Annotated in this window: 10 protein-coding genes and 1 tRNA gene; 3 read left to right on the top strand and 8 right to left on the bottom strand. The window is 50.1% G+C overall.

Going from position 1 to position 11,698, the window contains the following annotated elements:
• Window positions 1-44: 44 nt before the first annotated feature.
• The 5 genes from pth to purL all read right to left on the bottom strand — a co-directional run bounded on the left by pth (window position 45) and on the right by purL (window position 5,497).
• The gene (gene pth / locus TH61_RS02965; protein ID WP_066505692.1) at window positions 45-605 is read right to left on the bottom strand and encodes an aminoacyl-tRNA hydrolase; all 561 of its coding nucleotides are present in this window, start codon (window positions 603-605) and stop codon (window positions 45-47) included.
• A 793-nt stretch (window positions 606-1,398) separates the two neighbouring features.
• Window positions 1,399-1,983, bottom strand: a complete 585-nt coding sequence (locus TH61_RS02955; RefSeq protein ID WP_066505689.1) for a 50S ribosomal protein L25/general stress protein Ctc — start codon at window positions 1,981-1,983, stop codon at window positions 1,399-1,401.
• A 55-nt stretch (window positions 1,984-2,038) separates the two neighbouring features.
• Entirely contained in the window at window positions 2,039-2,971 is a 933-nt protein-coding gene (locus tag TH61_RS02950; protein ID WP_066505686.1) for a ribose-phosphate pyrophosphokinase, read from the bottom strand.
• Between the two features lie 136 nt (window positions 2,972-3,107).
• A tRNA-Gln gene (locus TH61_RS02945) sits at window positions 3,108-3,180 on the bottom strand.
• 94 nt (window positions 3,181-3,274) lie between these two features.
• Window positions 3,275-5,497 (bottom strand): phosphoribosylformylglycinamidine synthase subunit PurL, encoded by a 2,223-nt coding sequence (purL, locus tag TH61_RS02940; protein ID WP_066512471.1) that lies wholly within the window; start codon window positions 5,495-5,497, stop codon window positions 3,275-3,277.
• A gap of 362 nt (window positions 5,498-5,859) precedes the next feature.
• On the opposite strand from purL, the gene atpD reads away from it, so the two are divergent.
• The 3 genes from atpD to TH61_RS02925 all read left to right on the top strand — a co-directional run bounded on the left by atpD (window position 5,860) and on the right by TH61_RS02925 (window position 9,056).
• Window positions 5,860-7,365, top strand: a complete 1,506-nt coding sequence (atpD, locus tag TH61_RS02935) for a F0F1 ATP synthase subunit beta (RefSeq protein WP_066505684.1) — start codon at window positions 5,860-5,862, stop codon at window positions 7,363-7,365.
• 92 nt (window positions 7,366-7,457) lie between these two features.
• Window positions 7,458-7,706 carry an ATP synthase F1 subunit epsilon gene (gene atpC / locus TH61_RS02930; protein ID WP_066505683.1) on the top strand — a complete coding sequence of 83 codons (249 nt, stop codon included), beginning with the start codon at window positions 7,458-7,460 and terminating at the stop codon, window positions 7,704-7,706.
• Between the two features lie 222 nt (window positions 7,707-7,928).
• Window positions 7,929-9,056 carry a PLP-dependent aspartate aminotransferase family protein gene (locus tag TH61_RS02925; RefSeq protein WP_066505678.1) on the top strand — a complete coding sequence of 376 codons (1,128 nt, stop codon included), beginning with the start codon at window positions 7,929-7,931 and terminating at the stop codon, window positions 9,054-9,056.
• A gap of 230 nt (window positions 9,057-9,286) precedes the next feature.
• On the opposite strand, the gene TH61_RS02920 is transcribed toward TH61_RS02925, so the two are convergent.
• Genes TH61_RS02920 through TH61_RS02910 form a run of 3 tightly spaced genes read right to left on the bottom strand, consistent with a single transcriptional unit; the run spans window position 9,287 to window position 11,687 of the window.
• Window positions 9,287-10,423: a DegT/DnrJ/EryC1/StrS aminotransferase family protein gene (locus TH61_RS02920; RefSeq protein ID WP_066505671.1), complete on the bottom strand. Its 1,137-nt coding sequence runs from the start codon at window positions 10,421-10,423 to the stop codon at window positions 9,287-9,289.
• A complete protein-coding gene (locus TH61_RS02915; RefSeq protein WP_066505669.1) occupies window positions 10,420-11,073 on the bottom strand; it encodes an acetyltransferase in 654 nt (217 codons plus the stop codon). The genes TH61_RS02920 and TH61_RS02915 overlap by 4 nt, the downstream gene beginning before the upstream one ends.
• On the bottom strand, window positions 11,070-11,687 hold the full coding sequence (locus TH61_RS02910) for a sugar transferase (protein ID WP_066505667.1): 618 nt from the start codon (window positions 11,685-11,687) through the stop codon (window positions 11,070-11,072). Before TH61_RS02910 ends, TH61_RS02915 begins: the two co-directional genes overlap by 4 nt.
• Window positions 11,688-11,698: the final 11 nt, after the last annotated feature.

The following is an 11,698-nucleotide window of genomic DNA, read 5'->3' as shown; positions in this document are numbered from 1 at the left end:
GCTATTGTTCTGTTCCTTTTTTTATGAGCCTGTATCGGCAATTTCTATTTATTAAAGAAGTTCATGGTGCGCTCCAGTCCAATGGTCCCGAAGGAAAGGCTCATCTCAGCGGCTTTTTCAATGTAGGTGCCCAGGTCAATTTTCTCGTCTTCAGAGAAGGGGCTCAGCACATAATCCACCTGCCGTCCCTTGGAGAACTGCGAGTCCACGCCAAAGCGTAGCCGAGGGTATTCATTGCTGCCCAGGGTCTGTTCAATGTGCTTGAGGCCGTTGTGCCCGCCCGCGCTGCCTTTTGCCCGCATGCGCAGCTTGCCAAAGGGCAAGGCCAGGTCATCGGTGATGACCAGCATCTGCTCTGCGGGTATCTTCAAAACGCTCAGCCAGTGCGCCACCGCCTTGCCGCTCAGATTCATATAGGTGGTAGGTTTTACCAGCGTAAAGTGCTTGCCCTTGTGTTTGAACTCGGTGACAAAGGAATGACGGCCGGTGTCAAAGGAGACCTCCTGCCTCTTGGCCAAATAGTCCAACACCATAAACCCGATGTTGTGCCGCGTGTCTGCGTATTCTGGGCCAATGTTGCCCAGGCCCACTAGTAGATATTTCATGTCTGAAGGTATTGCATCCGTTGGCTGTGGCGGTTTGCTTCCGGTAAGCCAGTTGAATAAACGGTGTAGCATTTTACAAAGGTACTGAACAGGAGACAGCGAGCAATACTGTGTCTTTTGTAAGGGGCAGAAAGGTGCTTCGTTTTTGGGCTGTTTTCTGAGAAATAGGTTGAAAATGGTTTTTTTGGTTAAGGGCTTCTTTATACTCCTTCGAAGGAGGTAGGGGGATGACTTCTTTTTCTGATTATTTATTTAGGCCTTTGCCTCCCAAACCCATCACTACCAATCTCATTTTCCCTTACTTACTGCCTGCGTTTGTTACTTTTCTCCTTGATGCTCAACCTAACCAAAAGAATCAAGAACCCCCGAACTCGCTGACCGCTCGGACAGGGCGGGCTCAAAGTTTTGCACTTGGCCGGCGTGACGTGTTTCATGGCAGGCTTACGCCATTGCCATTTGATAATCCGATGCTTGCTCCCTGCCCATGCTCCGGGCGCACAGCCGATGGCTGCCCTGCGCAAGGTCAGTCGGGGGACTTCTAGGTGGTGAAGGGTTGCAATGCCTGCGTGCGCTGGCGCGGTTTGTAGAGACAATGGCATTGCCTTGTCTCTGGCGCATTGCGGATAAAACGGCAGCGCCAAGGATCGTTTTTCGGCTGATTTCTGGAAAACAGGCTAAAAACGGACTCTGACTGAATTAGGAGAATGTATTACTGATTTAAGGATTTCACTTAAAAAGAAAAATCCTGCCCTGCCGAGGCAGAACAGGATTTTTGAAAAGGGAAAAGCTAAGACTATTTCTTGCCTTTTTTCTCCTCTGTCTGAGCACTCTTCAGGGCTCTTGGGATAGTTACCGTAGCAACTGGAGAAAGTGGGTTGGTCAAGATAGTGTAGCCTTCAGGAGTGATTTTGTTCACTTTGATAGACTTACCTAACTCAAGGTCAGAGATGTCAACCGCAATTGAATCTGGCAAGTTAGCTGGAAGCGCCTTCACGCGTAGTTTACGCAGTTTGGTTACCAATTTACCACCGGCCATTACACCTGGAGAAGTTCCTACGTAACGTACTGGAACGTCTACTTTTACTTCTTTTTCGTCATCTAGCAACAAGAAGTCCACGTGTAACAATTGCTCATTAACTGGGTGGAACTGCAAGTCTTGCATGATGGCCTTGTAGATAGTGCCTTCTACGTTCAATTCTACCTGATACACGTTTGGAGAGTAAACCAACTCACGGAACAAGATAGCCGGTGATGAGAAGTGAACTTGCTCAGAACCGCCGTACAATACACATGGAACTTGAGCTTCCTCACGAAGCGCCTTAGCTTCGGATTTACCGAGATTTGCTCTTTTAAACCCTATAATCTCTAAGCTTTGCATAAAAATTGTTTATAAATAAAAAATGAAAAAACTACTCTTGGATTCTGGTCTCTAACTAAATGAATAGGGACGAGATAGAATCATGGGTCACTACGTTGCTGATGGCTCTGGCAAACAGGTCAGAGAACGTCAGTACTTTTATTTTAGAAGACTGCTGCTTTAAAGGAATGGTGTCTGAAATCACCAGTTCTTCCAAGACAGAGTTCTCAATGCGTTCATAGGCCGGTCCAGACAATACGCCGTGTGTGGCAATTGCCCGTACGCTCTTGGCGCCTTTGGCTTTCAACAACTCGGCGGCTTTGGTAATGGTTCCGGCGGTGTCTACCAAGTCATCTACCAAAACTACGTCCATGCCTTCCACGTCTCCAATCACCTGCATTGAGGCAATCTCATTGGCACGTTTTCTATGCTTGTCGCAGACTACCATCTCCACACCAAAAACTTTGGCAAAGCTTCTGGTTCTTACCACGCCCCCCACGTCCGGTGAGGCGAAAATAAGGTCCTGACCCAGGTTCAAGCTGCGCAGATACGGCACAAATATAGCCGACCCGTCCAGATGATCTACCGGTATGTCGAAGAAGCCCTGAATCTGGCCAGCGTGCAAGTCGCAGGTCATCAAACGGTCAGCACCTACAGACTGAATAGCGTTGGCCATTACTTTGGCTCCAATAGAAACCCGTGGCTTGTCTTTTCTGTCTTGGCGAGCGTAGCCGTAATAAGGCATCACCACAATCACTTTGTGCGCCGAAGCCCTTCTGGCCGCATCTACTAATAACATCAACTCCATCAAGTTGTCTGCCGGCGGAAAAGTAGACTGAATTAAGAATACTTCACAACCACGCACAGACTCATTGAAATGGACAGAAAGCTCCCCGTCAGAGAACCTATTAATCGTTAAGTCGCCTAGCGTAGTACCGTAAGCAGCCGCTACCTGTTCTGCGAAATACCGGGACTCAGTGCCGGAGAAGATTTTTACCGTGGGAGTCATAGTTGTATGGATGAAGGGTTTGGTGGTGCAAAAGTACGGTATAAATACTTGGCTAACACCCTATCCTTCAAAAAAATACAACTGAGCACATAAAAAAAAGACGCCTCTCCGGTTAAGGTAGAGGCGTCTTTTTACGTTGTCCGACCAGGTTTCGAACCTGGACTCTTCTGAACCAAAATCAGACGTGTTGCCAGTTACACCATCGGACAATCTCCCTTAGACAGCATTGCTATCGTTTGGTGATGCAAAGGTAGGAAAGAAATTATTCAGCGCAATACCCCGCGCCAAAAAAAATCAGAAAAATTATTCCATAATCCGCTCCAGCGCGGTGTCATAGCTGTTTTTAATGGTCTCAATGTCATGGAAAACCTCGCCGTCTACCACCACGTTCTTACCAGTCACCACGCCAAGTTGAGTGAAAACCAGACCGTTGCCTGTCAGGGCTTTCTCAAAAGCCTCGCGCTGGGCTGGGCTTACGCTCACCACAATGCGGCCCTGGCTCTCACCAAATAAATAAGCATCCTTCCGGAAATTTTTATCTGTGGCAATCTCAAAACCAAGGTGATGGTACATGGCAGACTCTAGCAAGGTGATGTACAAACCGCCGTCTGCACAGTCATGCGCCGACTGGATTAAGCGGTTAATAATCAGTTCTTTCACTGTTTTCTGCACCAACAGCTCTTTCTCCATGTCAAAGGCCGGGGCCGGAGACAGTTTTACGCCGTGGTAAGAATACAGATACTCACTAGAGGCGATGTCATTTTGGGCTTCGCCTAATAAATAAATGAGGTCACCTTCTTTCTGGAACGCCAGGGTCATGGTGTTTTCCTTGTCTTCAATGAGACCCAGCATACCAATAGTTGGAGTAGGGAACACCGGACCTTCATCTGAGGACTGGTTGTAAAAACTCACATTACCACCCGTCACTGGCGTACCAAATGCGGTACAGGCTTTGCCCATGCCTTTGATGGCGCCCACAAACTGCCAGTACACTTCCGGCACGTACGGGTTCCCGAAGTTGAGGCAGTTGGTAATGGCTACGGGTTCACCGCCGGCGCAGACAATGTTACGGGCGGCCTCAGCGACGGCAATGGCGGTGCCTTGCTCTGGGTCGGCGTTCACGTAACGGCTGTTGCAGTCCACGGTCATGGCCAGGGCTTTGTTAGAGCCTTTCACTTTCACCACGCCCGCGTCTGCCGGACGGTTGGTGGTCAAGGTGGCCGTGCCAATCATGGAGTCATACTGCTTGTACACCCAGCGCTTAGAGGCAATGTTGGGGTGCGTGGCCAGGAACTCGGCTACTTCTTTGTAATTGGTTGGCTCTTGAACAGAGTCAATGTTGAATTTTTGGGCCTCTGCAAAATAAGCAGGCTCTCTGTATTCTCTGTGGTATACCGGGGCGCCACCGCCAAGAACCAAGTCATCAGCGGGAACATCGGCGACCAGTTCGCCTTTTACATAATAGCGCAGACGTTGGGTGTCGGTTACTTCGCCAATCTGGGCGCAGGACATGTCCCACTTGTCGCAGATTTGGTGAATAAGGTCTTCGGCGCCTTTCTCCATGACTACCAGCATACGCTCCTGGCTTTCAGAAAGAAGAATCTCAAACGGTTGCATGTTGGCCTGGCGGGTAGGCACTTTGTCTAGCCAGATTTCCATGCCGTGTTCGCCTTTGGCGCTCATCTCTGAGGTAGAGCAGGTGATACCGGCGGCGCCCATGTCCTGCATACCAATCACACGACCTGTGGCCAGAATTTCAAGGGTAGCTTCTAGTAATAGTTTTTCCTGGAACGGGTCACCCACTTGAACAGAAGGCAGGTCATTTACAGAATCCTCGGTGATGTCTTTAGACGCGAAGGCCGCGCCATGGATGCCGTCCTTGCCCGTAGCCGAACCGATGATGAACACCGGGTTGCCTACGCCATAAGACGTAGCACTGGCCGTTTTGCCTACTTCTACAATACCGGCAGAGAAGGCGTTTACCAGTGGGTTGATGTGGTAGCATTCGTCAAAGAACAGCTCACCGCCCACCGTTGGTATCCCGAAGGCGTTGCCATAGTCGCCAATGCCTTTCACTACCCCGCGTAGTAAACCTTTGGTCTTGTCAGAATTTGGATTGCCGAAGCGCAGAGAGTTCAACTGGGCAATAGGACGTGCGCCCATGGTGAAGATATCACGGTTAATCCCGCCCACGCCAGTGGCGGCGCCTTGGTAAGGCTCAAGCGCGGATGGGTGGTTGTGGGATTCTATTTTAAAGGAGCAAGCCAGTCCGTCACCGATGTCTACCAGACCCGCGTTCTCTTCGCCGGCCTTGGCCAGCATGCGCGGAGAGTCTTTGGGCAGGGTCTTGAGCCAGACAATGGAATTTTTGTAAGAGCAGTGCTCAGACCACATCACTGAGAAGATGCTCAGTTCTGTGAAGTTGGGCGTGCGGCCCAGGATTTCCTTGATGCGATCAAACTCTTCGGGGAGGAGGCCCAGTTTCTGAGCGGTGTCAACAGTGGTGAGCGTGGTCTGGTTTTCCAAAGCAGGTACAGGTTTGGTGAAATGACAAGGCAAAAATAGAGATTCCTTTTGAACGCGCCTGCCTCTTTTGCCTTCGTTTTTAGCCTGTTTTCAGAAAAGTAGCCCAAAAACGGGAGATCGGGCAGAAGATGCTCTTTTGTCACGGCCATAAATGGGAGTGATGGAGCGGTGGCTTGCCTCTGGTTATAACGGGTAAAACAGAGCGGAACGCATATTATAGAGTAGGTGGTGAGGGTAAAGGATTTTCATTGGGGCATAATCCCAAAGATTTTTAGATACTTCTATGGAAATCAAGACAGAATGCTCTATTTTTGCACCCTGATTGAGTACTGTATCTATCTAAATATTTATAAACCAACCAAATGGCGAATATTGGCAGAATTACCCAGGTGATCGGTCCGGTAGTGGACGTTAGCTTCTCGGGTGAGAATTCTAAGTTGCCCAACATCATGGATGCCCTGGTGGTGGTGAAGGCGAACGGTGCCCGCGTGGTACTTGAGACTCAGCAGCACTTAGGCGAAGACCGCGTACGTACCATTGCAATGGACGCAACCGAAGGTCTTACCCGCGGTATGGAAGTAACCGACTTGGCGTCTCCTATCTCAATGCCTACCGGCGATAACGTGCTAGGCCGTCTGTTCAACGTAATTGGCGAAGCCATTGACGGTATTCCACAGCCAGTAAGCGAAGGCGACCTTCCTATCCACAGAAACGCGCCTCGTTTTGAGGACCTTTCTACGTCTTCTGAGGTTTTGTACACAGGTATCAAAGTAATTGACTTGATCGAGCCTTACTCCAAAGGGGGTAAAATTGGTTTGTTCGGGGGTGCCGGTGTAGGTAAAACTGTATTGATCCAGGAGTTGATCAACAACATCGCCAAAGGCCACGGTGGTCTTTCTGTATTTGCCGGTGTAGGTGAGCGTACGCGTGAGGGGAACGACTTGCTACGCGAGATGATTGAGTCTGGCATTGTGCGCTACGGTGACGCCTTCATGGAGTCTATGGAGCACGGTGGATGGGACCTTTCTAAAGTAGACCAGGAAGCCCTGAAAGAATCAAAAGCAACCTTCGTGTTCGGTCAGATGAACGAGCCTCCTGGGGCCCGTGCCCGTGTAGCCTTGTCAGGTTTAACGGTAGCAGAGTCTTTCCGTGACGGTGACGGTACTGGTGCTGGTAGAGATATCCTTTTCTTTATTGACAACATCTTCCGCTTTACGCAGGCAGGTTCTGAGGTATCGGCCCTTCTAGGTCGTATGCCATCTGCGGTAGGTTACCAGCCAACGTTGGCGACTGAGATGGGTGCCATGCAAGAGCGTATCACGTCTACTAAGCGTGGTTCTATTACGTCTGTACAGGCCGTTTATGTACCTGCAGATGACTTGACTGACCCGGCTCCAGCAACAACGTTTGCTCACTTGGATGCTACTACTGTATTGTCTCGTAAAATCTCTGAGCTTGGTATCTACCCAGCGGTAGACCCTCTGGATTCTACTTCACGTATCTTGACCGCAGACGTAGTAGGCGAAGAGCACTACAACACTGCCCAGCGCGTAAAAGAGATTCTTCAGCGTTACAAAGAATTGCAAGACATCATCGCTATCTTGGGTATGGACGAATTATCTGAAGAAGATAAGTTGGTAGTACACAGAGCGCGTCGTGTGCAGCGTTTCTTGTCTCAGCCATTCCACGTAGCCGAGCAGTTCACTGGCTTGAAGGGTGTGTTGGTAGACATCAAAGACACCATCCGTGGCTTCAACGAAATCATGGACGGTCTGCATGACAACCTTCCTGAGTCTGCCTTCAACTTGGTTGGTACCATTGAGGATGCCGTTGCCAAGGGTCAGAAAATGATGGCCGAAGCGAAATAGTTTTCATTAGTCGCGAGTCTTGAGTCACGAGTCACGAGTCTTTTATAGATTTTGACTCACGACTCGAGACTCGAGACTCAAGACTAACATAGATGTATTTAGAAATCATCACCCCAGATAAGAGAGTATTTGAAGGCGACGTGACCTCGGTTCAGTTTCCTGGTATTAATGGTGGCTTTGAAGTGTTGAATAACCACGCTGCCATCATCAGTGCCTTGGCCAACGGACCTGTGCGCGTAACGCCAACTACTGGTACATCAGTGGTATTCCAGATTGACGGGGGAGTTGTGGAAGTGTTGGACAATAAGATTATTGTATTGGCCGAAGCCGTAACCGCCTAAGATTTCCTGTTTTTCATTTTGAGAGCCCGTTTTTCTGCAAAGAAGGCGGGCTCTCGCTTTTACCATCGTTTTTGGCCTCTTTCCCAGAAACCAGGTCAAAAACGGCTTTTCAATTTCCACCGCTTTCTGCTTACCTTTAGAATTGCTGATTGTTAATTGCTGCTCCACCAAGTATGTAGCTAACAATCAACAATTGACAATCAACAATTAATCAAAACCGCCGTGTCCATCTCTCCTAAAGTTACGCCCATCTACCAGACCTCTGTGTTTACCTTTGAGGACTTGAACGCCTTGGAAGCCTATTTTGAGCAACCGGGCCAGAGTTACCTGTACAGCCGAAACGGTAACCCCAACACAGACGAACTGGCCGAAGCTGTGAACCAACTGGAGAACGGACAGGGCGCGGTGGCTACTTCCTCGGGCATGTCGGCAATTCTGACGGCGGTCCTGGTGTACTGTCAGTCTGGGGACCATGTGCTATGCGCCGAGGAAATCTACGGAGGCTCGGCTGCCTTGCTCACGCAGGAACTGACGCGCATGGGCGTGCAAGTAAGCTTCGTGCCGATGGAGGAGATGTACAGCTTTGGCAATTATGTGCAAGCTAATACCAAGGTGCTGTTGGTGGAGACCATCAGCAATCCCATGATGACGGTGCAGGACCTGGCCAAAGTAGCCCAGGAATGTCTGAAGTACGGTGTGAAGTTGGTGGTGGATAATACCTTCGCCTCACCGGTCATCACCAAACCTCTGGAGCTGGGCGCAGAAATGGTCATTCACAGTGTGACCAAGTATTTGTCGGGGCACAGTGACGTGACGGCTGGGGTGGTAGTGGCCAAAGAAGCCGCTGATGCTCAGCGCGCCAAACAGATTGTGGTGGCCTGGGGCCTAAACCTGAGTCCCTTTGATTCTTGGCTGGCCGCTCGTGGTCTCAAGACTTTGAAACTGCGCATCCGTCAACATTCAGAGAATGCCTTGGCCTTGGCAACCTACTTGCAAAAGCATCCCAAAGTTAGTGAAGTCTATTATCCAGGTCTACCCGATCACCCGCAACACTCCTTAGCTTCTGCCCAAGGAAAAGGCTGGTTTGGCGGCATGCTGTCCTTCAGAATCAAAGACGAAGTGGAGACTGTGAACCGCTTCATGCGCGGACTGTCGCATATTCCCTTTGCGCCGTCGTTGGCAGGCGTGATTTCCTCTATTTCTTATCCATTGGGCACGTCGCATAGAGCGCTCACCGAAGAGCAACGTGCTAAACTGGGTATTTCCGTTGGGTTAATTCGGTTGTCTGTGGGCATTGAGGAGGCCGAAGACCTAATCGCGGATTTAGAGAAAGCACTGGCTGCTATCTAGCATTGTTAGTTTTTGGCCTGTTTTCTAGAAAATAGGCTAAAAGCGCATAAACTCAGTCCCTTCTCCCTGAGAGAAGGTTAGGATGAGGGGGCATTGCACATACAGTAGAGACTAAGCACTGCCTAGTCTCTACTGTATGTGCTAATTTATCTACTATTGTAAACACCCCTCTTCGCTCCCCTCAAGGGGAGAATCCGCATTTTGGAGAGCTCTTAAGTAGAGATGGTACGTTACTTCCTAAAGCATTTCTTAATCACTTCCGCCACGCGCTCTTGTTGCTGAATTGTAAGCTGAGTGCCTGAGGGTAGACACAATCCTCTCGCGAACAAATCATTACTTACGTTCTCCCCGAAGTAGTCACAACTTTCGTACAGCGGTTGCTGGTGCATAGGTTGCCAAAGTGGTCGACTTTCTATCTGTTCCGCTAACAAGGCCAGCCGTATTTTCTCTGGTGTGATAAAACTTCCTTTTTTAACAGTGAAACAGGAAAGCCAGCGGTTGCTGACAAAGCCTTCGGGCTCTGGTTGCCATTGGATTTCCGCTATGTCTTGTAACAGAGTTTGGTATTGGTTAAACACCTGGCGCTTCTGCTGAACGCGGTCCTCCAAGACTCCTAACTGCCCACGCCCAATTCCCGCGCAGATATTGCTAAGCCGGTAGTTATACCCGATAGTGGTATGATGGTAATGTGGCGTGGGTTCTTTGGCTTGGGTGGCTAGCCATTTGGCTTTCTCTACCAAGGCTTGGTCCTTGGATACCAACGCGCCGCCGCCAGACGTGGTGATTATTTTGTTTCCGTTGAAAGAGTAGAAACCGGCCACCCCAAAACTGCCCATCTGCTGGCCGTTATAAGTAGATCCTAGGGCCTCAGCGGCATCTTCAATGACCGGTACACCATGGTGTTGGCAAAGGTCAAGAATCTCCTGCATGCGCGAAGGCATGCCGTACAGGTGCACCAAAATCAGTGCTTTGGGAAGTTTACCTTTCTGCTGGCGTGAGTGTAGGGCTTGCTCCAGCTCTTTCGGGCAGAGGTTCCATGTAGAAGGTTCGCTGTCAATCAAAACAGGCGTTGCGCCTACGTAACGAATGGGGTTGGTACTAGCCACGAAGGTAAAGCTAGAGCAGAATACTTCATCTCCGTGACCAATGCCTAGGGCCAACAAGGCCAGGTGCAAGGCCGCTGTGCCCGAAGAAAGCGCGGCGGCATGCGGCATTCCTACATAAGAAGAAAGTTCTTTTTCAAAACTGTCTACATTCGCGCCCGCAGTGGTAATCCAGTTCTGGTCGAATGCTTCTTGGATGTAGTGTTGCTCTCTTCCGCCCATGTGCGGCGGTGACAGATAGATGAAATCCTGGTTGACGCTCATACCGCTTGCTTGATAATACGCGCTGGTACACCCACGGCCGTGCAATGGTCGGGGAGGTCTTGGGTGACGACTGCGCCGGCGCCTATGGTGGTAAACGCGCCCATGGTTTTGTATTGCAGGATGGCGCTGTTGGTGCCCATGTAGACGCCTTTGCCTAGGTTGACCCCGCCGCTTACTGCTACCTGCGGCATCAAGGAGCCGCAATCGCCTATCACGGCATCATGCCCTATGGTGCAAGCCAGATTGAGTAAGACATGTTTTCCCAGGTGTACATTGGTTGTAAGGATGCAGTTCTGACAGATGATGCTTCCTTCGCCTATCAGGTTTGCTTGAACGGACTCATTGATGACCGATGCATGCACTAGTACTGGAAACAACAGGAAGTTATTAAAGAGCCTTTCCACTACCTTGGCCTTCGCCTGACAGTTCCCGATGGAGATGACCGCGTGCAGGGGACCAGGGGTGGCGTTGAGGTCGTCCACGTTGCCTAAATAAGGGTAAAGGAAGCCTTCTGCCGGAGCGACATCGTCGTAAAAGCCTAGGAAATTCCAGGTGGGGGTGTGCTGGTTGATCTGATGAATGAGCATGAGCACCTCACGACCCAGACCGCCGGCCCCTACAATGACAATATCTTTTCCTGAGTTACTCATGAAGCAGTATTAGTAGAACCGGTAAACCGAGGCATGGTGGCCGTGTTGGGTGCCGAGATGCCTTCTGGTTTGAAAACGTGTTTGAGGGTACGCCACAAAATTTGCAGGTCAAGTTTAAAAGAGACATGTTCCACGTACCACACGTCAAAAGTAAACTTTTCTTCCCAAGTAAGCAGGTTCCGGCCGTTGACCTGCGCCCAGCCCGTGATACCCGGTTTTAGGGCATGGCGTCTTGCCTGCTCTAGAGTGTACAGAGGCAGATACTCCATGAGTAGAGGGCGCGGACCTACCAGACTCATATCTCCCTTGACTACGTTCCACAACTGCGGCAATTCATCTAGTGACGTCCTCCTGATAAACCTACCCAGGGGTGTGAGGCGCTGTTCATCTGGTAACAACTCTCCATTTGCATCACGGCGCTGGGTCATGGTGGTGAACTTGTAGAACGTAAAGGCCTTACCGTGTAGTCCCGGCCGTTTCTGTCTGAACAATACCTTTCCGTCAAACCCAAACCACAACGCCACCGCCACTATCAGCATGACCGGCCACAGCAACAGCAGTGCTAGGCCAGCAAGGACAAGGTCTAAGAAGCGTTTTCCGAAGGAAAGGTACATGTAAAAGCGTA

Source organism: Rufibacter sp. DG15C (genome assembly GCF_001577755.1).
Taxonomy (GTDB): Bacteria; Bacteroidota; Bacteroidia; order Cytophagales; family Hymenobacteraceae; genus Nibribacter.
Note: the sequence above shows the minus strand (reverse complement) of the source record. Positions and strands in the feature narration are given on the sequence as shown.